Genomic DNA, 19,405 nt, shown 5'->3' with positions numbered 1-19,405 from the left:
TCGATTAGCCGTCTTCGGTATAGAACAGCAAGGTAAAGGCGGCGAGAGCCGTCAATATAGGCGGCAGCCAGGCGGCGATGATCGGCGGCACGACCTCGGCCGAACCCATGGCTGAGGAGAACTGATTGAGGAAGAAGAAGGCGAAGCCCAGCACCACGGCCGCCACCGTCATCCGCGCCAGATCGCCCAGGCGCATCAGCCGCAGCGAGAAGGCGGCCGCCAGAATGGACATGGCGCCGAAGATCAGCGGCGTAGCCAGAAGCTGTTGCAGCCGCAGCTGGTAAGCGGTCGAGGCGAAGCCGGCGTCCTCGATCCTGCGAATCTGATTGGGCAGGGACCAGAAGGGCGTCGACTGCGGCCTGGCGAAGCGCTGGAAGGCCTCTTCGTCGGCCAGGTTGGACGGCAGGTCGAGGGTGGCGTAGCGCACCGCCCGCTGGCCCGTCTGCGCGCCCGAGGCGTCGGTCAGGCGCCAGCGCCCGGCGTTGAGGGTCGCCGTGGCGGCGTCCACCCGCTCGGTGAAGACGCGACGGCCGCTCGAAGTCGTGGTGTAGATGAAGAAGGTCGCGTCCAGCAGTCGCCCGCTGGCTTGCTCCTGGCGGCCTCCGCGAATGATCATCTGACGGTTGGCGTCGCCTTCGCGCAGCCAGACCGCCTGGCCCGATTCGCTGCCGGGAACCGAGCCGGAGATGCGCGCGCGCTCGCGCTGCCAGACGGCGTCGCCCGCCGCCGCCATCGGGCCCAGCACCGTGACCGTCAGCACGCCCAGCGCCACCGCCGCGCCCGCCGCCGGCAGGACGAAGCGCCAGACCGAAACGCCCGCCGCCCGCATGGCGATCAGCTCGCTGCGCCGGTTCAGGCTGACGAAGGCGCCCAGCGTGCCGAACAGGAAGACGAAGGGCAGAAGTTGCACGATCACCGACGGCGACTTGACCATGACCAGGCCCAGGACGCGCCCGCCCGACAGTTCGCCGGACGAATTCAGCCCGCGCGAGACCTCGACGAAGTCGATCAGCATGACCAGGGCGGCGATGACGGCCAGCGCCACGCCCAGCGACTTCATCTGCTGGATCAGCACATAGCGTTCGATGCGGCCGAGACGGAGCCTCATGCGAACCTCGCCTTCAGGCGTTCCAGCGGCGCCCAGGTGCGGCGACGGCGCGGCTTCAGCGCGCGGAACAGGATGCGCAGGGCCAGGAAGGTGGCGGCCAGCGGCACGACGTATTGCAGGATGTTGAGCGCGCCGTTCCAGGCGCTGCCGGCCACCAGGCCGTACCCGATGACGCGCAGGACCAGGAAGGCGCCTGCGGCTCTGGCGATGCGTCCGGCGTAGCCGCTGCGGCTGAACGCGCCGCCCAGGATGGCCGCCAGCGCAAAGGCCATGGCCGCCAGGGCGTAGAGAGGCGAAGCCAGGCGCGAATGGCCCTCGGCCGCCAGCTCGCCGCGCGTTCCGGCGGTCTCCAGCAGGGCTGGGGTCGGGTCGAACAGGTCCGTCAGCCACAGGTCCGACGGCTTGAAGCGGATGCGCTCGCTGGTCTTGGCGTAGGGCGACAGGTCGAACACTTGCTGGTCGAACGAGAGCTGGTTCAGCACCTCGCGCGAGGAATAGCGCTGCATCGAGCCGTTCTGCATGGTCAGCACCGGCAGGCCGTCGACGCGGCCGAAGCGGGCCGTCTCGGCGTCCCAGGTCGTGACCGTCTTGCCGTTATCGAGATAGACGAAGAGGTTCTTCATCAGGCCGTTCTGCTCGATCTGCTGGACGTAGACGGTCAGGCCGTCCGGGCCCTGGACGAAGCGGCCTTCCTCGACCAGCAGGGCGGCCAGGTCGGTGCGGATGGCGAACGCCTGGCGGCGACCCTCGCGCTGGGCCCAGGGCTGGACGAAGACGTTCACCAGCAGGGAGATGACCGTGACGATCAGGGCGATCTGCAGGGCGGGCCGGATCAGGGCCCAGCGGCTGACCCCGGCGGCGTAGGCGGCGGTCAGCTCCTGTTCGCGCTGCAGCCGCGTCAGGGCGATCAGGGCGCCGACGAACAGGCCGATGGGCAGGATGACGGCGATCAGCTGCGGCAGGGCCAGCAAGGTCAATTTGACCATGACCCAGACGCTCTGGCCGCGCTCGACGATGACCTCCAATTGATCAAGGCTCTGACTCAGCAGGCCTATCCCGGCCAGCGCCGCGACCGCCGCCACGATGGGCAGGCCGATCTGGCGGAAAAGATACCTCTGAATCAGGGTCATGCGGCGGGTAAGGTCGTATAATCGGCTGCGAGCGTGTTGCAGCCCAGGGCGATGCGAGCCATGTAATACACATCCGGCCGCCCCGACGAAACCGTCGCCGCGACCATGGCAAATTCAAGCGTGACCGGGGCATGATTTCTCGGTCTGGAGTCAGTTTATGAAAATCGAATTCGTCGCTTCGTCGGGTGCAGCCGAAATTCTCGCCTTGCTGGTTCATGAAGGGCGGGCGCTGGCTGGGACCGGACCGGCGCTGGATCAAGCCGCCTCGGGCGCCCTGGTCAAGGCGATGAAGAACAGCCGCTTCAACGGCGCCGCCAGCAGCAGCCTGAACGTCGCGGCTCCGGCCGGGATCGACGCGAACGCCGTCCTGCTGGTTGGCGCGGGCGCGGCGGACAAGCTGGACGATCTGGCGGTCGAAACCGCGGCTGCGGCCGCTTATCAGGCGACCAAGCTGTCGGGCGCCGAAGTCCTGACCATCGACGTGTCGCACCTGTCGCCGGAACTGGCCGCCCGCGCCGGATTCGCCGTGCGCCTGGCCGCCTATCGCTTCGCCAAATACCTGACCAAGCAGAAGGCCGATAAGATCCCGTCGGTGACGACCGTGCGCGTCGTGACCTCGGACGTGAAGGCCGCAGAGGCCGCCTTCCAGCCGTTGTCGGCTGTGGCCGACGCCGTGCTGTTCGCGCGCGACCTGGTGTCGGAGCCCGCCAACATCCTGTACCCGGCCGAGTTCGCGCGCCGCGTGAAGGAGCTGGAGGCCCTGGGCGCCAAGGTCGAGATCCTGGGCGAAGCCGAGATGCAGAAGCTGGGCATGGGCTCGCTGCTCGGCGTCGGGCAGGGCTCGGTGCGTGAAAGCCAGTTGGCCGTCATCCAGTGGAACGGCGGCAAGGAAGGCGAGGCCCCCATCGCCTTCGTCGGCAAGGGCGTCTGCTTCGATACCGGCGGCATCAGCCTGAAGCCCGCCGACGGCATGGAGGAGATGAAGTGGGACATGGGCGGCGCCGCCGCCGTGGCCGGCCTCATGCACGCCCTGGTCGGCCGCAAGGCCAAGGTGAACGTCGTCGGCGTTCTGGGCCTGGTCGAGAACATGCCGGACGGAAACGCCCAGCGTCCGGGCGACGTCGTCACCTCCATGTCGGGCCAGACCATCGAGGTGCTGAACACCGACGCCGAAGGCCGCCTCGTGCTGGCCGACGCGCTCTGGTACACGCAGGACCGCTTCAAGCCGAAGTTCATGATCGACCTGGCCACCCTGACGGGCGCCATCATCATCTCGCTGGGCCTGGAATACGCGGGCGTCTTCACCAACAGCGACGAACTGGCCGCCAACATCGCCGACGCAGGTCCGAAGGTGGGCGAAAAGTCCTGGCGCATGCCTATCCCGGCGGAATACGACCGCCACATCGACAGCCCGATCGCCGATGTGAAGAACATGGGCAATGGCCGCGCCGGCGGCTCGATCACCGCCGCCCTGTTCCTGCAACGCTTCACCAACGGCACGCCGTGGGCGCACATCGACATCGCCTCGACCGCCTGGGTGAAGGACTCAAAGAACCCGACCGTGCCGGACGGCGCCGTGGGCTATGGCGTGCGTCTGCTCGACCGCATGGTCGCCGACCACTACGAAGGCTGACCTCAGTTCAGGAAGGTAGGGCCGGGTGTCTGACGCCAAGCCGGAAATCTGGTTCTACCACCTGGAGCGGTCGACGCTGGATCAGGTGCTGCCGACCCTGCTGGAGCGCACGCTTCAGCGGGGATGGCGCGCCCTGATCCGGGGCGCGACCTCGCACCGGCTCGACGACATCGACGAGCTGTTGTGGACCTATCGCGACGACAGTTTCCTGCCGCACGGACGGGCTGACGGCGGACACGCTGCGCGCCAGCCTGTGCTCCTGTCCGAATCGGGCGAGAATCTGAATGGCGCTCAGGCGCTGTTCATCGTCGATGATTCAGAGCTTGGGGCCACGCAGGAGTTCGCACGTTGCTTCATCATTTTCGACGGCCGGGACGAGCAGGCGCTGAACCATGCGCGCGGGCGCTGGCGGACGCTGAAGGCGGACGGCGCCGACCTGGCCTACTGGAAACAATCGGACGAGGGCCGCTGGGAAAAAGCGGCCTGATCCTGGGCGTCGGCCTGGTCGTCCTGTCGGCGTGCGCCTCGCCGCCGCCTGCGCGACATGCCGGCCAGCCGACGGCGCCGGTGCGGACGCCGGTTTCTTCCACTGAACGGCCCTATCTGTCCGAACCGGGCGTCCGCAGCATCGACGGCGACATGTGCAAGGCCGGCGAGCTTCAGTGGCTGGTCGGGAAACCGCGCAGCCAGATTCCCGTTCCGGTGGATGTGGTGAACCGTCGCGTCGCCTGCACGACCTGTCCCGTAACCGAAGACTATTCGCCTTACCGCTTGAATATTTTCTATAATCAGCAGACGGGCCTGGTCGAACAGGTTCGCTGCGGCTGATCGAAAAGGACGCCGCCATGAAGACGATTCTGACCCTGAGCGCCGCTGCGGGCTTCCTCGCCCTGGCCGCCTGCGCCCCGACCCAGGGCGGCGGCGCGACGCCTGCGCCCGGCGGCGAGGCGACCCCCGTCGCCTGCAAGGCCAGCGACTATCAGGAGTATGTGGGCCGCAATCGCTCAACCATTCCGACCGCGCCGCAAGGCCGCATCTTCCGCGTCCTGTGCAGCAGCTGCGCGGCGACCATGGACTATCGCGAGAACCGCGTGACCTTCACCTACGACGACAAGACCAACGTCGTGACACGCGTCAGCTGCGGCTAACAATATCCGCTCATGCCGGTGGAGGCCTGGATCCAGTACTTTGGCTGCAAACGCGGCGGATGAAGTTCTCACTGGGCTCCGGCGTCCGCCGGGGTGAGCGGGATCAGGGCTGTGGGGCTTATCGCTCCAGACCGTAGAGGGCGTCGGCGACGTCCTCTACCTTCTGGCGCACCACGGTCTCCGCGTCGCGCAGGCCGCGGTTGTAGAACAGGCGGCCGATGTCGCGGCCGATGAACTCCACCAGCATTTCGGCGGGCAACTGGCCGACCTCCACCTCCATCTCGTCGCGCAGGTAGGCGCGCAGACGGGCGGACGCCTCCTGCATCTCGTCCTTGGTCAGCAGGGGCGGCGTCTTGCTCATCAGGACACCTCGGCCAGGGCTTCTTCGGCGGCGATCCAGTCGACTTCGGCCTGATCCAGGTCGGTCTGGGCCTTGGCGCGGGCGCGGGTCAGGCCTTCCAGCTTCTTCGGGTCATTGACGGCGGCGTTGGCCAGCTCGTCGTCCAGACGCGCCAGGTCGGCAGTCAGCTGGGCCATCCTGTCCTCGGCCTTCTTCACCGCATGGCGGAGCGTGGACGGAGACGGCCCCTTCTTCTTTTCGGCCTTGGGCGTGGGCGCGGGAGCCTCGGCCACAGCTTCCTCATGCTTGACCTGACTGGGCTTCATCCCCGCCTGCTTGGCGCGGTCCAGGACGAACTTCTGATAGTCGTCCATGTCGCCGTCGAACGGCTTCACCGATCCGTCGGCGGCCAGCCACAGGCGGTCGGCCACCAGCTCCATCAGCGAACGGTCGTGGGTGATCAGGATGACCGCCCCCGTATATTCGTTAAGCGCGTCCAGCAGGGCGCGGCGGCTGTCGATGTCCAGGTGGTTGGTCGGTTCGTCCAGGATCAGGATGTGCGGCGCGTCCATCGCCACCAGATTCAGCAGCAGGCGCGCCCGCTCGCCGCCCGATAGGGACGCCACAGTGGTCTCCTGCTTCTCGAACGGCAGGCCGAACTGGGCCAGGCGGCTGCGGCGGCTGCTCTCCGAGGCATCCGGCATGGCGCGGCGGATGATCTCCAGCGGCGTGTCGGTCGGGTCCATCGCTTCGATCTGGTGCTGGTGGAACCAGCCCACGCGCATCTTGCCGTCGCGATGGAACTCGCCCGTCTCGACGGTCAGGGCCTTGGCGATCAGCTTGGCGAAGGTCGACTTGCCCGCCCCGTTGACGCCCAGCAGGCCGATCCGGTCGTCCAGATCCATCCGCAGGTTCAGGTTCTTCAGGATCGGCTTGCCCGGCTCATAGCCGACGTTGGCCTTCTCCAGCCGGATCAGCGGCGGGGGCAGGGGGCGTTCCGGCGAGGGCAGGGTGAAGGGGGCGACGCGCTCTTCGGGCGGCAGTTCGATGCGCTGCATCTTCTCCAGCCGCTTGACGCGTGACTGGGCCTGCGTCGCCTTGGAGGCCTTGGCCTTGAAGCGGTCGATGAACTTCTGCAGGTGGGCGCGCTCGGCGTCCTGCTTGGCCTGGGTCGACGCCATCAGGCGCAGTTTCTCGGCCCGCGTCTTTTCAAAGGTGTCGTAGTTGCCGGTGTAGAGGTCCAGCTTGCGGTTCGATAGCTGCAGGATGTGGGTGCAGACGCCGTTCAGCAACTCGCGGTCGTGGCTGATGATCAGGGCCGTGTGCGGATAGCGTTTGAGCCGCTGCTCCAGCCACAGGGCGCCTTCCAGGTCGAGGTAGTTGGTCGGTTCGTCCAGCAGCAGCATGTCCGGCTCGGCGAACAGGGCGGCGGCCAGGGCCACGCGCATTCGCCAGCCGCCCGAGAACTCGGCCATCGGGCGCAGGATGTCGTCATGGCTGAAGCCCAGACCCGCCAGGATTTCGGACGCACGCGCAGGGGCGCTGTCGGCGTCGATCTCGATCAGGCGGCCCCAGATCTCGCCCATTTCCTCGGGCTCGGCGGTTTCCAGCCGGGTCAGCAGGTCGTGGCGTTCGACGTCGGCTTCCAGAATGGTGCCCAGCACGCTGACGGGCGTCGCGGGGTGTTCCTGATCCACCGAGCCGATGCGCGCGGTCTTGGGCAGGGAGATTTCGTCGCCATTGGCGGCCAGTTCGCCCAGGATCAGCTTGAACAGGGTCGACTTGCCGATGCCGTTGCGGCCGACCAGGCCGACCTTGGACCCCGGCGGCAGGCTGACGGAGGCGTCGTCCAGGAACTCGCGGCCCCAGGCGTTGTAGGTCAGGTTTTTGATCTGCAGCATGGGAACCGGAAAGAAAAAGGCTTACGCGCGGGGATATTGGAAAGATGTGCGGCGCTCGCTATAAGCCGCCGACCCTCAAACTCCCAAACAAGAAGTCACTCCCATGACCGAACGTACGTTCTCGATCATCAAGCCGGACGCCACCCGCCGTAACCTGACGGGCGCCATCAACGCCGTGATCGAAGGCGCCGGCCTGCGCATCGTCGGCCAACGCCGCGTCAAGCTGACCGAAGCCCAAGCCAAGAAGTTCTACGAAGTGCACGCCGAGCGTCCCTTCTACGGCGAACTGGTCTCGCAGATGATCGCCGAGCCGGTCGTCGTCCAGGTGCTGGAAGGCGACAACGCCGTCGCCAAATACCGCGAAGTCATGGGCGCCACCAACCCGAACGACGCCGCTGAAGGCACCATCCGCAAGCTGTTCGCCCTGTCGATCGGCGAGAACTCGGTCCACGGTTCGGACTCGCTGGAGAACGCCGGCATCGAGATCGCCCAGTTCTTCACGGACGCCGACATCGTCGGCTAAGGGGCTTTTCTGAGGGGCCGCGATCGTCGCCCTTCGGGATCACCCGGCTCGACGCGGCCTGTTTTTCTGAGCCGCGGTCAAAAGGCTTCGCCTTTTCGACCCGACGCGGCCTGATCGTTCGCGGTCAAGCTGTGTGACAATTCGGCCCGCCCTCGGAACCGGGGGCGGGCCGTTTCGTTCTCATGGTCACGCTGTCTCTCGAAGAAGAACAAGGATGACCGCCATGAAGACGATGCTGAAACTCGCCCCAGTGATCGGCCTGACGGCTCTGCTGGCCGCCTGCGGCACCACGACGGAACAACGCGCCGCCACGGGCGCCCTGGGCGGCGCGGTCGCCGGTCAGGCGATCGGCGGCAACACCGGCGCGACCGTCGCCGGCGGCGTCATCGGCGCCGTCGCAGGCGCCGCCACCACGCCGAAGAAGCCGCACGAGTAAGGCTTTCTCCGCAAGGGGAAAACAAAAAGGGCGTCGGCCGCGAAGCCGACGCCCTTTCCTTTTGTCCGTCGCCGGACGCGCCGCTTACCAGATGCGGGCGCGCTTTTCGGGGGCGATGTATTCCGCCTGATCCGGGGTGACGCCGAAGGCGGCGTACCAGGCGTCGATGTTGCGCGGCGGGGTGGCGGCGCGCGCCATGCCGGGCGAGTGCGGGTCGGTGGTCAGCTGCTCTTTCAGAGCCTCTTCACGCGACTTCTCGCGCCACACCTGGGCCCAGCCCAGGAAGACGCGTTGTTCGCCGGTCAGACCGTCGATCACCGGGGCCGGCTGGCCGTTCAGGCTGCGCTTATAGGCGTCCAGCGCCATCAGCAGGCCGCCCAGGTCGGCGATGTTCTCGCCCATGGTCAGGTCGCCGTTGATGTGCGTGCCGGGGACCGGCTCTTCGGCGGCGTAGATGGCGCCCAGTGTCTTGGCGCGCTCCTCGAAGCGGGCGGCGTCCTCGGGCGTCCACCAGTCGCGCAGCACGCCGTTGGCGTCGGTCTTGCGGCCCTGATCGTCGAAGCCGTGGGTGATCTCGTGGCCGATCACGGCGCCGATGCCGCCGTAGTTGACCGCTGGATCGGCGTTCGGATCGAAGAAGGGCGCCTGCAGGATGGCGGCCGGGAAGACGATCTCGTTGCGCGGCGGGTTGTAATAGGCGTTCACCGTCTGGGGCGTCATGCCCCATTCCAGCGGATCGACCGGCTGGCCGATCTTGCTGCGGTTCCAGGCCCAGTCGAAGGCGGAGGCGCGCTCGACGTTGCCGTAGAGGTCGCCCGCCGTCAGCTCCAGCCCGTCATAGCTGCGCCACTTCTCAGGATAGCCGATCTTCACGCCGAACTTGGACATCTTCAGCAGGGCCTGCTCGCGCGTAGCCTCGCTCATCCAGTCGAGAGCCTTCAGACGCTCGGTCATGGCCGCGCTGAGGTTGGCGACCAGCGTTTCCATCTGCGTTTTGGACGAAGCCGGGAAGTGCAGGCGGACGTATTCCTGGCCCAGAACCTCGCCCAGCTGGCCGTCGACCAGGGCGACGCCGCGGTTCCAGCGCGGACGGTTCTCGGGCTGGCCGCGCAGGGTCTTGCCGCGGAATTCGAAGCGCGAGTCGACGAAGGCGTCGGACAGATAGGGGCTGGCCTGATCGACGGTCTGGAAGGCCTGCCAGGCCTTCAGCGTCTCGATCGGGGTGTCGGCGAACACCTGGGCGATGCCGGGGATGGCGGTGTTCTCCATCAGCACCAGGGTCGGCACGCTTTCGACCTTGGAGGCCTGCAGGAAGGCGGCCCAGTCGAAGCCCGGCGCGAAGGTCGACAGCTGCGCGGCCGGGGTCGGGTTGTAGATCTTGTCGATCTGGCGGCGCTCGACCGTGGTCCAGTGCTTCTCGGCCACCTTGGTCTCGAAGGCCAGGATGTCGGCGGCGGCCTGGGCCGGGTTGCTCCAGCCGGCGGCGGTCAGGGCGCGCGTGACATAGCCGACATAGGCTTCGCGCTGGGTGGCGAAGTCGGGCTTCAGATAATAGTCGCGGTCCGGCAGGCCCAGGCCGCCCTGGCCCAGATAGGCCGAGTTGACGTTGGGGTCTTGCAAGTCCTCGAACACGGCCACCCCGAACAGGGAGCCGCCGAAGCCTTCGTGGCTAGCGCCCATCAGGCGGGCCATGTCGCTGTGGTTCGCGACGGCGCGGATGGCGGCCAGGTCGGCGGCCAGGGGCTGGGCGCCCAGCTGGTTCACGCGGGCCTCGTCCATGAAGCTGGCGTACAGGGCGCCAACCTTGCGGGCGTTGTCGTTGACCGGGTTGGCGGCGCTGGCTTCGATGATGGCGCGCAGTTGGGCCTGCGAGTTCTCATACAGGACGTCGAACGGGCCGAAGCGGGCCTTGTCGGCCGGAATTTCGGTATCGCGCAGATAGACGCCGTTGGCGTAGGCGTTGAAGTCGTCGCCCGGCTTCACCGTCAGGTCGCGGCCGTCCAGGTCGAAGCCCCAGGGCTTGATCTCGGGCGTGGTCGAAGCGGTCGCCGAGGCGTGGGCGTGTTGGGCTAAGGTCGGCCGAGCCGAGAAGGCGAGGGCGAGCGCCATGGCGGCGGCGCCCATCAGGCGGGTTTTCATCATCGGGTCTTTCCCAGTGGTGCAGACGTGCGCGATTACGCCATCAGGACGGCGCATTCGTGCTTGCGGGCAACCTGCGCTCGCCTGCGACCGGCTGTCGCATTAAAAATCGTTAAGGATTACGAGCGGCGGACGAAATCGGCGAGCGCCTGGGGATAAAGGCCGTGCTCCGCCGCCTTGACCCGTTCCGCCAGAATGTCGGGCGTGTCGCCCCGCAGGATCGGCACGCGCGCCTGGCCCAGGATCGGGCCTTCATCGACGCCTTCGGTGACGATGTGGACGGTGCAGCCCGCCACAAGGTCTCCGGCCTCGATGGCGCGGGCGTGGGTGTTCAGGCCGGGATAGAGGGGCAATAGCGACGGGTGGATGTTCAGCATCCGATCCGCCCACTTGCCGACCAGCCACGGGGTCAGCAGGCGCATGTATCCGGCCAGGGCCACGACCTGGACGCCGCGTTCGGCCAGCAGGGCGTCGATGGCGCGCTCGTGCGCCTCGCGGTCCTTGCCGAAGGGCTTGTGCTCGACCGTCAACGCCTCGACGCCTGCCGCCTCGGCCTTGGTCAGGCCGCCCGCGCCCGCGATGTTGGAGACGACGACCACGACTTCATAGGGCGCGTCCGCCGCCTGACCCGCTGCGATCAGGCTGGCCATGTTCGAGCCGGTTCCCGAGATCAGGACGGCGACGCGGGTTTTGGCGACGGACATGAGCGGCTCACGCGTTGAAAAAGGCGCGACTGCCATGCGGCCCCGACGGCGACTTAGCAAGAGGGACTTCAAGGCGAAGGGGAGGGCGCAGCGCCGCCGAACGAATATCGACCAACTGATGCAAACTCCGTTGCTTCTTCGGAAACGGCGGCGCTAGCGTCGATCCGCCGGAGAGTCCGGCATCCTAGGGGGGAGTATCCTATATGCGTCGTCTGTTGACCGCCGCCTGCGCTGCGGCCCTGTTGGCCGCGCCGGCCGTTTCCATGGCTCAGGAGGCCGCGTCCAGCGGCGGCTCGGGTCCGATCCGCTCGGCGGCCGAACGTCTGCGCAACGCCAACGCCGAACAGATCGAGAAGAACTGGGCCCGCGCCAGCGCCGACGAACAGACGGTGACGACCAGCCACTCGATCACCGCCCACGGCCGCGCCATGCGCTACAAGGCCACGGCGGGCACGCTGACGGTCCGCAACGACGCGGGCATGCCGACGGCCAGCCTCTTCTATGTGGCCTATACGCTGGACGGCCAGCCGGTCGGTCGTCGCCCGATCACCTATATGTTCAACGGCGGTCCGGGTTCGCCGACGGTGTGGCTGCACATGGGCGCCTTCGGCCCGATGCGGGTCCAGACCGACGCCCCGGTGGTCGAGCGCCCGGGGCCGTTCAACCTGGCGCCCAACGACATGACCCTGCTGGACAAGACCGACCTGGTCTTCATCGACATGGTCGGCGCCGGCTATTCGCGCCCGCTGGGCGAGACGCCGGGTTCGGCCTTCTGGGGCGTGGATCAGGACGCGGACACCTTCGCCCGCGCCATCATGCGCTACACGACCAAGTTCGATCGCTGGTCCAGCCCGAAATACGTTCTGGGCGAAAGCTACGGCACCTTGCGCGCGGGCGCCCTGGTGCATCAGCTGGAAAGCCGCGGCATGTCGCTGAACGGCGTGGTGCTGCTGTCGTCGATCATGAACTACGGCGTGCGCCAGCCGGGCTATCCGCAGAACTTCGTCACCCTGCTGCCGACCTATGCGGCGACGGCCTGGTATCACAACAAGATCCCGAACAAGCCCAGCCTGGAGGAGCACGTCCAGCGCGCCCGCGAATTCGCCATCGGCCCGTACTCGGCCGCCCTGTCGAAGGGGCATCTGATCTCGGACGCCGAGCGCGCCCAGATCGCCCAGCAGATGAGCGCCCTGATCGGCATTTCGCCCGAGGTTCTGGATCAGGCCAATCTGCGCCTTGAGCTGAGCCCGTTCCGCAAGGAGCTGCTGCGCGATCGTCGCCAGACGGTCGGCCGTCTGGACACCCGCTACCTGGGCATCGACGCCAATGCGGTCGGCGGTTCGCCCGAGGAAGACCCCTCCAGCAGCGCCATCACCGGCGCCTATTTCAGCATCTTCCGCGACTATGTGGCCACGACGCTGAACTACCGCACCGACATGGACTATCGCCAGTCGGCTCGCGGCCTGCCGGGCTTCGACTGGGACTGGAGCCACCGCCCGCCAGTCGGCGGCCCGCAGACTACGCCGAACACGGCGGTCGACCTGGCCACGACCATCCGCCGCAATCCGCACCTGAAGGTGCTGGCGCTGAACGGCTACTACGACGCCGCCACGCCCTTCTTCAGCACGGAGTACGACCTGGCCCAGATGATGCTGGAGCCGCACCTGCGCGGGAACCTGGAGTTCACCTACTATGAAGGCGGCCACATGATGTACACGGCCCGTCCAGCTCTGGAGCAGCTCTACACCGACATGGCCAAGTTCTACGACGAGACGCAGAACGGCGGCCTGCGCTGATCTCGGCGACAGTCTGAACAAGGAAGGCCCCTGTCAGCGTGACCGGGGCCTTTTTGTTGGCTGAAACCCTTCATGCCCGCTCATCCCGGCGGACGCCGGGATCCAGTGCTTTGGCTCAGGACGCGGCGCTTGCGGTTCTCACTGGGCCCCGGCGTCGGCCGGGGTGAGCGGAAGACGTGTGGACGCAAAAAAGCCCCCGGTCGAGTTGGCCGGGGGCTTTGGTCTTGAAGTAGGCGCGACGCCTTACGCCGCCTGAAGCTGTCCGCAGACAAACGCCGTCTCGCCTGCGTTCAGCAAGGCGGCCAGCACCGGCTCGACGTTCTCCGGCGCGACGATCAGGATGAAGCCCACGCCGCAGTTGAAGGTGCGGCGCATTTCGTGGTCCGAAACGCCGCCCGTCTCGCCCAGCCACTGGAAGACGGCGGGCATCGGCCAGGCGTCCCAGTCGAAGCTGGCTTCCAGGCCCTCGGCGATGCAGCGCGGCGGGTTTTCGATCAGGCCGCCGCCCGTGATGTGGGCCGCGCCCTTGATCAGGTCCGCCTTCATCAGCGGCAGGACCGGCTTCACATAGATGCGGGTCGGCTCCATCAGGGCCTGGGCCAGGGTCTGGTCCTTGGCGAAGGGGGCGTCGTCGCCCCAGGCCAGGCCGGACTTCTCGACCACCTTGCGGATCAGGGAATAGCCGTTCGAGTGCGGACCCGAGGAGGCCAGGCCGATGATGACGTCGCCCGGCTTCTGCTGATCCAGATAGGGCAGCACCTTGCCGCGCTCGACCGCGCCGACCGAGAAGCCTGCCAGGTCGTAGTCGCCGCCCGAATACATGCCCGGCATTTCGGCCGTCTCGCCGCCGACCAGGGCGCTGCCCGACTGGCGGCAGCCCTCGGCGATGCCGGCGACGACGCGGCGCGCGGCGTCCACGTCCAGCTTGCCCGTGGCGTAGTAGTCCAGGAACATCAGCGGCTCGGCGCCCTGCGCCAGCAGGTCGTTGACGCACATGGCGACCAGATCGACGCCCACGCCGTCGTGACGGCCGGTTTCGATGGCGATCTTCAGCTTGGTGCCGACGCCGTCCGTGGTGGTGACGATCAGCGGGTCTTCAAAACCGGCGGCCTTCAGGTCGAACAGGGCGCCGAAACCGCCCAGCGAGGCCTCTGCGCCGGGGCGGCGCGTGGATTTGGCCAGGGGCTTGATCGCGTCGACCAGCTGTTCTCCGGCGTCGATGTCTACGCCTGCATCGGCGTAGGTCAGACCGTTTTTCAGGGCCTCGGGGGTGTCGCTCATCGGTCACGGCTCGAAATCGGGGGCGAAAATTTGTCGCGGCGCTCTTGCCACGACGGCGTCGCGCGGGGCTATAGCATCGGAATGACGCCAATCACCACCAATGACGCGCTGATCGCCTTCTGCGAGCGTTTGGCCAAGGCCCCGTACATCACCGTTGATACGGAATTCATGCGGGAAACGACCTACTGGCCCAAGCTGTGCCTGATTCAGGCGGCGGCTTCGCCAACGGACGCCGCCATCATCGATCCGATGGCGGAGGGGCTGGATCTGGAGCCTTTCCTCGACATCCTGCGGGACGAATCGATTCTGAAGGTCTTCCACGCGGCCCGGCAGGACGTGGAGATTTTCAACAAGCTGGGCGCCATGCCGCGCCCGCTGTTCGACACCCAGGTCGCCGCCATGGCCGCCGGCTTCGGCGATCAGGTCAGCTATGAGGCCCTGGTCCGTCAGATGCTGCGTCAGGAGCTGGACAAGGGCAGCCGCTTCACCGACTGGGCGCGTCGCCCGCTGTCGGATGCGCAACTGACCTATGCGCTGGGCGACGTGACACACCTGTCGGCCCTCTATCCCAAGCTGCGCGACCGGCTGCAGAAGGAGGGCCGTCTGGACTGGGTCATGTCGGAAATGGGCGCGGTCACGGACCCGGCCCTCTACGACACCTCGCCCGAGAACGCCTGGAAGCGGCTGAAGCCCAAGAAGTTCAACGCCAAATATCTGGCCGCCTTCGTCGCTGTCGCCGTCTGGCGCGAGCGCGCGGCCCAGGAGCGCGACCAGCCGCGCGGCCGCATCCTGAAGGACGAGGCCATCGACGAGATCGCCGTCCAGGCGCCGACCGACCCCGACGCCTTCAACCGCCTGCGTTCGGTGCCCAAGGGCTTCGGCGGCTCGCGTCTGGGGCTGGAGCTGGCGGCGGAGCTGAAGCGCGTTTTGGCCGACCCGGAAGCCCACGCGCCCAAGCTGGAGCGCCCGGCGCACAACCAGCCGGCGCCGCCTTCGGTGGTGGAACTGCTGAAGGTGCTGCTGAAGGCCAAGAGCGACAACGCGGGCGTGGCGTCAAAGCTGATCGCCACCGTGTCGGACCTGGAGAAGATCGCTCTGAACGACAACGCCGACGTCGAAGCCATGAAGGGCTGGCGCCGTCAGCTGTTCGGCGAGGACGCGCTGAAGCTCAAGAAAGGCGAGATCGCCCTGGTGCTGAACGGCGCCCGCGTCGAAGTGGTCGAGATCGAGGGCTGATCAACCCTCTCCCGGCGGGAGAGGGTTTTTAGATTTTCAGCGCCAGATCCATCGCTTCGGCCAGGGCCTTGGCCCGACGTTTGGTCTGTTCGCCCAGCAGCATGTCGGCGTAGCCCGTGGCGGCCGTCACCCGCAGGGCGCCTTTCTCGACCGTGGCCGTGGCGTTGGCCAGAAGCTGCGGCGAACGGCCCGACAGGTCGCAGGCCAGCCGCATGGCCAGCCCCAGGGCGCGGGCGCGCTTCTGGCCCTTTTCCGACAGCAGGCGGTTGACCGTTTCCGGCGCGGGCGTGCGCGCCTCGCCGCCATAGCGGGCGTTCATCGCCACGGCCATGAAGGCGCGCTCGGCGTGGGTCTGGCCCGGAATGGGCGACCACAGCACCTGATCGAACACGAGGTTGGTGCGGTGGTCCGGGTGCAGCCGCGCGCCCAGATCGGCCAGGCGGCAGACCGAAGACGTCAGCAGGGCGTCGCGTTCCTCCCCGAACACCTCGGGCAGGGCTGAGGCGACCGATTGCAGCCAGCCGTCCAGCGCGCGGGGCAGGGCGGGGTCCACGCCCTGGCGGCCGCCCCAGGCCGAACATCCGGCCAGCAGGGGATCGACCGCCCGCATGGCCGGCTCCATGCCGTGATACAGCAGCCCCTCGCGCACGCCCCAGGCCGAGAAGTTGACGGAGGCCAGCCCCAGCCGTTCGATCAGCCCCTCCAGCACCAGGGCGGCGTAGGGCAGGGTCTCGGCGCGGCGCTTGGAAAGGCCGGGCAGCTTTTCAAGCGAGGCGCGGGACTGACGCGCGACCAGTCGGGCCATGTCGCGGGCGTCAGCGGCGTTCATGGCGTATTGGTGGACGATGCGGATCGGGTGATCGGCCATGGCCATGTGCATCTGGGCCAGGCTGCGCCAAGCGCCGCCGACGGCGTAGAGGGTCGGGGTCGCGTAATCGTCTTCGATCGGCTCCAGCCGCTTGGCGATGCGGCCGCGCAGGCGATCGGCGTCGAAGCCCTTGGCGTCCAGCAGGGCGAAGGGCCCCAGCGGCAGGGTCACGCCCTTGCCGCGCGGACCGTCGCCGATCCGCGTCAGCTCTAGACTGGCGCCGCCCATGTCGGCGGCCACGCCGCGCGCGCCGGGATCGCCCGCCAGCACGCCCAGCGCTGAATATTTCGCCTCTTCCTCGCCGCTCAGGACGCGGATGCGCAGCCCCGTCTCGGCGGCCACGCGCTCGCAGAACAGGGGGCCGTCCTCGGCCTCGCGCACGGCGGCGGTGGCGGCGACCAGCACCTGGTCCGGCTGGACGCCCTCGATCACGGCGGCGAAGCGGCGCAGCGCCGTCATGGCCATCACCACGCCCGGTTCAGACAGGCGTCGGGTCGCGGCCAGATCGCGGCCCAGACCCGCCAGAACCTTTTCGTTGAACATGGTCCAGACGGCGCGGCCTTCCAGCCGATACAGCACCAGGCGCACCGAGTTGGAGCCGATGTCGATGACGGCGATCTGTTTGGACTCGTATTCGCGCTCGGGGCTCATCAGCGGCGCTTCCGCGGCTTGAGGCCCGGATAGGATAGGGCGCCGGGCAGGGTTTTCACCTTGCGGCCGCGTCCCGACAGGCTGGGGTTGGTCATGAAGTATTTGTGCGCCGAGAAGGGCCGCTCCGACCCGCTGGGTGTCACCCGGCGATAGGAGCCGTCGGGCTCCAGCACCCAGCTCTGGGCGTCGTCCTTCAGATTGGCGACCATGATCTGGTCCAGCACCTGATCGTGGACGGTGGCGTTCAGGATCGGCGTCATCAACTCGACCCGGCGGTCCAGGTTGCGCGGCATCCAGTCGGCCGAGGAGATGTAGAGCCGCGCCCGGTTGCTGGGCAGGTCGTGGCCGTTGGCGAAGGCGACGATGCGGCTGTGCTCCAGGAATCGGCCGACGATCGACTTGACCCGGATGTTCTCAGACAGGCCCGGCACGCCGGGACGCAGGCAGCAGATGCCCCGGATGACCAGTTCGATGCGTACGCCCTGCTGGCTGGCGCGATACAGGGCGTCGATGATCTCCGGGTCGACCAGGGCGTTCATCTTGGCCCAGATGGCGGCGGGTTTGCCCTTGGCGGCGGCGGCCATCTCCTTGCCGATCATCTCGATCAGGCTGGACTTCATGTTCAGCGGCGAGACGACCAGGGCTTCCAGTTCATCCGGCGTCGCGTAGCCGGTGATGTAGTTGAACACCCGCGTCGCATCGCGGCCCAGCGCCGGGTCGCAGGTGAACAGGCTCAGGTCCGTGTAGATCTTGGCCGTGACCGGGTGATAGTTGCCGGTGCCGAAGTGGCAGTAGGTGCGAAGGCTGTCGCCCTCGCGCCGGACGACGACGCTCATCTTGGCGTGGGTCTTGTACTCGACGAAGCCGAAGACGACGTGGACGCCCGCCCGCTCCATCTGGCGCGCCCAGCGCAGGTTGGCTTCTTCGTCGAAGCGGGCCTTCAGCTCGACCAGGGCGGTGACGTTCTTGCCGTTCTCGGCCGCTTCGATCAGGGCCGCGACGATGGGGCTGTCCTTGGACGTGCGATAGAGCGTCTGCTTGATGGCGATGACGTTGGGATCGCGCGCGGCCTGACGCAGGAACTGGACCACCACGTCGAAGCTCTCGAACGGGTGGTGGATCAGCATGTCCTTTTCGCGCACCGCCGCGAAGATGTCGCCGCCGTTGTCGCGCACCCGCTCGGGGTAGCGCGGCTCATAGCCCTTGAACTTCAGGTCAGGGTGGCCGCCGGGGATCAGTTCGGACAACTGGGCCAGACCCAGCATGCCGTCGACCAGCACCACGTCCTGCGGCTGGGCGTGAAGCTGGCCGATGATGAAGTCGCGCAGGTCGTCGGGCATGTCCGCCTGGATCTTGATGCGGACGACCGAACCCATGCGGCGCTGCTTCAGCGCCTCTTCGAACTCCATCACCAGGTCTTCGGCCTCTTCCTCGATCTCGATGTCGGAATCGCGGATCAGGCGGAACAGGCCCTTTTCCAGGATCTCGCAGCCCGGAAACATGTGGTCGATGAACAGCAGCAGCAGGTTTTCCAGCGAGACGAAGCGCGTGCGTCCCGGCGTCGAGCGCCCGTCTGTCGCCAGCGCCCAGAAGCGCCGCACTTGGGTCGGCACCGGCACCAGGGCGTAGAGGACGCGGTTGTCGCTGTTGCGCCGCAGCTTCAGCGCCAGCGAGAAGCCCAGGTTCGGCAGGAAGGGGAAGGGATGCGCCGGGTCGATCGCCATCGGCGTCAGCACGGCGAACAGCTGATTCAGGAACTCCGGCTCCAGCCGTTCGCGCTCTGTCTTGGTGATGCGGGCGCGTTCGACGATCTCGATGCCGGCAGCGGCCATCTCCTTGCGCAGGACGCGCCACTGACGCTGCTGTTCGGCCATCAGGCCGCCCGCCGCCGCATTGACCTGTTCGAGCTGCTGGGCCGGCGTCAGGCCGTCAGGCGAGACGACGCGCACCCGCTCGCGCACCTGACCCTTCAGGCCCGCCACGCGGGTCATGAAGAACTCGTCCAGGTTGTTGGCCGAGATGGACAGGAAGCGCACCCGCTCCAGCAGGGGGTGGCCCTCGTTCGCGGCCTCTTCCAGCACCCGGCCGTTGAAGGCCAGCCACGACAGCTCGCGGTTGATGAACCGCTCGGGCGAGGCCATCAGCGCCTCGGACAGCTCCAGCTGCGGGGCGCGCGAGGAAGGGACTTCCTCGCCGGTGGTGTCGACGGCGATAGGCGCGAGATCAGTCATGATTCCGTTGTCGCTCGCGCCTGTGACGGCTGCAACCGTGATGTTCTGAGACAGGCTCATTGACGCAGGGACAGTACAGCCGAACCTTGTTAGGCAAGGGGCATGAGAACGCCTGTCCGTTTCGGAGCATGTCCATCTTGCCGTCGGCGCTTACCGCTGAGCCGCGCCCTATCGCAATTTCGTCCGAGACCCTTTGATTGCCGAGGTTGTGGGGCTCGCATTATCCGGTCGTCGAGCATGAGCTGGCTGGGCGTCAGTCTGTTTGTGGCGCTGTTCGTCG

Annotated in this window: 17 protein-coding genes; 8 read left to right on the top strand and 9 right to left on the bottom strand. The window is 67.3% G+C overall.

Annotated features, from left to right (window positions below):
* Nucleotides 1-4: 4 nt before the first annotated feature.
* Both lptG and BJP32_RS02660 read right to left on the bottom strand, forming a co-directional pair.
* Nucleotides 5-1,108, bottom strand: coding sequence for an LPS export ABC transporter permease LptG (lptG, locus tag BJP32_RS02665; protein WP_076222734.1), 1,104 nt, complete (start codon nucleotides 1,106-1,108; stop codon nucleotides 5-7).
* Nucleotides 1,105-2,238 carry an LptF/LptG family permease gene (locus BJP32_RS02660; RefSeq protein ID WP_046654255.1) on the bottom strand — a complete coding sequence of 378 codons (1,134 nt, stop codon included), beginning with the start codon at nucleotides 2,236-2,238 and terminating at the stop codon, nucleotides 1,105-1,107. Before BJP32_RS02660 ends, lptG begins: the two co-directional genes overlap by 4 nt.
* 157 nt (nucleotides 2,239-2,395) lie before the next feature.
* Between BJP32_RS02660 and BJP32_RS02655 the strand changes: the two genes are divergently transcribed.
* The 4 genes from BJP32_RS02655 (at nucleotide 2,396) to BJP32_RS02640 (ending at nucleotide 5,019) form a co-directional block, all read left to right on the top strand.
* Nucleotides 2,396-3,871, top strand: a complete 1,476-nt coding sequence (locus tag BJP32_RS02655; RefSeq protein ID WP_046654253.1) for a leucyl aminopeptidase — start codon at nucleotides 2,396-2,398, stop codon at nucleotides 3,869-3,871.
* A gap of 25 nt (nucleotides 3,872-3,896) precedes the next feature.
* Nucleotides 3,897-4,358, top strand: coding sequence for a DNA polymerase III subunit chi (locus BJP32_RS02650; protein WP_003165424.1), 462 nt, complete (start codon nucleotides 3,897-3,899; stop codon nucleotides 4,356-4,358).
* An 80-nt stretch (nucleotides 4,359-4,438) separates the two neighbouring features.
* Nucleotides 4,439-4,699, top strand: a complete 261-nt coding sequence (locus BJP32_RS02645; protein ID WP_232464015.1) for a hypothetical protein — start codon at nucleotides 4,439-4,441, stop codon at nucleotides 4,697-4,699.
* A gap of 17 nt (nucleotides 4,700-4,716) precedes the next feature.
* A complete protein-coding gene (locus BJP32_RS02640; RefSeq protein WP_076222732.1) occupies nucleotides 4,717-5,019 on the top strand; it encodes a hemolysin in 303 nt (100 codons plus the stop codon).
* Nucleotides 5,020-5,137: 118 nt separating this feature from the next.
* Here BJP32_RS02640 and BJP32_RS02635 read toward each other — a convergent pair whose 3' ends face one another.
* A complete protein-coding gene (locus tag BJP32_RS02635; protein WP_003165418.1) occupies nucleotides 5,138-5,380 on the bottom strand; it encodes a DUF2164 family protein in 243 nt (80 codons plus the stop codon).
* Nucleotides 5,380-7,260: an ABC-F family ATP-binding cassette domain-containing protein gene (locus BJP32_RS02630; RefSeq protein ID WP_076222730.1), complete on the bottom strand. Its 1,881-nt coding sequence runs from the start codon at nucleotides 7,258-7,260 to the stop codon at nucleotides 5,380-5,382. Before BJP32_RS02630 ends, BJP32_RS02635 begins: the two co-directional genes overlap by 1 nt.
* Nucleotides 7,261-7,363: 103 nt before the next feature.
* Here BJP32_RS02630 and ndk point away from each other — a divergent pair, with 103 nt between their 5' ends.
* Entirely contained in the window at nucleotides 7,364-7,783 is a 420-nt protein-coding gene (gene ndk, locus BJP32_RS02625; RefSeq protein ID WP_003165416.1) for a nucleoside-diphosphate kinase, read from the top strand.
* A 214-nt stretch (nucleotides 7,784-7,997) separates the two neighbouring features.
* A complete protein-coding gene (locus tag BJP32_RS02620) occupies nucleotides 7,998-8,219 on the top strand; it encodes a hypothetical protein (protein ID WP_369822373.1) in 222 nt (73 codons plus the stop codon).
* Between the two features lie 84 nt (nucleotides 8,220-8,303).
* Here BJP32_RS02620 and BJP32_RS02615 read toward each other — a convergent pair whose 3' ends face one another.
* Together BJP32_RS02615 and purN are read right to left on the bottom strand one after the other, a co-directional pair.
* Complete coding sequence (locus BJP32_RS02615; protein ID WP_143255402.1) at nucleotides 8,304-10,361, bottom strand: M13 family metallopeptidase; 2,058 nt, start codon at nucleotides 10,359-10,361, stop codon at nucleotides 8,304-8,306.
* Nucleotides 10,362-10,477: 116 nt separating this feature from the next.
* The gene (gene purN / locus BJP32_RS02610) at nucleotides 10,478-11,062 is read right to left on the bottom strand and encodes a phosphoribosylglycinamide formyltransferase (RefSeq protein WP_076222728.1); all 585 of its coding nucleotides are present in this window, start codon (nucleotides 11,060-11,062) and stop codon (nucleotides 10,478-10,480) included.
* Nucleotides 11,063-11,265: 203 nt separating this feature from the next.
* Between purN and BJP32_RS02605 the strand changes: the two genes are divergently transcribed.
* A complete protein-coding gene (locus BJP32_RS02605; protein WP_003165414.1) occupies nucleotides 11,266-12,858 on the top strand; it encodes a S10 family peptidase in 1,593 nt (530 codons plus the stop codon).
* Nucleotides 12,859-13,101: 243 nt separating this feature from the next.
* Here the strand turns inward: BJP32_RS02605 and purM are convergent, their stop codons facing one another.
* Entirely contained in the window at nucleotides 13,102-14,139 is a 1,038-nt protein-coding gene (gene purM / locus BJP32_RS02600) for a phosphoribosylformylglycinamidine cyclo-ligase (protein WP_046654244.1), read from the bottom strand.
* Nucleotides 14,140-14,220: 81 nt separating this feature from the next.
* Here purM and rnd point away from each other — a divergent pair, with 81 nt between their 5' ends.
* A complete protein-coding gene (gene rnd / locus BJP32_RS02595; RefSeq protein WP_003165412.1) occupies nucleotides 14,221-15,375 on the top strand; it encodes a ribonuclease D in 1,155 nt (384 codons plus the stop codon).
* A gap of 28 nt (nucleotides 15,376-15,403) precedes the next feature.
* Here rnd and BJP32_RS02590 read toward each other — a convergent pair whose 3' ends face one another.
* Together BJP32_RS02590 and BJP32_RS02585 are read right to left on the bottom strand one after the other, a co-directional pair.
* On the bottom strand, nucleotides 15,404-16,894 hold the full coding sequence (locus tag BJP32_RS02590) for a Ppx/GppA phosphatase family protein (protein ID WP_003165411.1): 1,491 nt from the start codon (nucleotides 16,892-16,894) through the stop codon (nucleotides 15,404-15,406).
* Nucleotides 16,894-19,125: an RNA degradosome polyphosphate kinase gene (locus BJP32_RS02585; RefSeq protein ID WP_076222818.1), complete on the bottom strand. Its 2,232-nt coding sequence runs from the start codon at nucleotides 19,123-19,125 to the stop codon at nucleotides 16,894-16,896. The genes BJP32_RS02590 and BJP32_RS02585 overlap by 1 nt, the downstream gene beginning before the upstream one ends.
* Between the last annotated feature and the right edge of the window lie 280 nt (nucleotides 19,126-19,405).

Source organism: Brevundimonas sp. ZS04, assembly GCF_001956865.1.
GTDB classification, from domain to species: domain Bacteria; phylum Pseudomonadota; class Alphaproteobacteria; order Caulobacterales; family Caulobacteraceae; genus Brevundimonas; species Brevundimonas diminuta.
The sequence above is the reverse complement of the archived record's forward strand: the minus strand, read 5'-3'. Positions and strand labels throughout refer to the sequence as shown.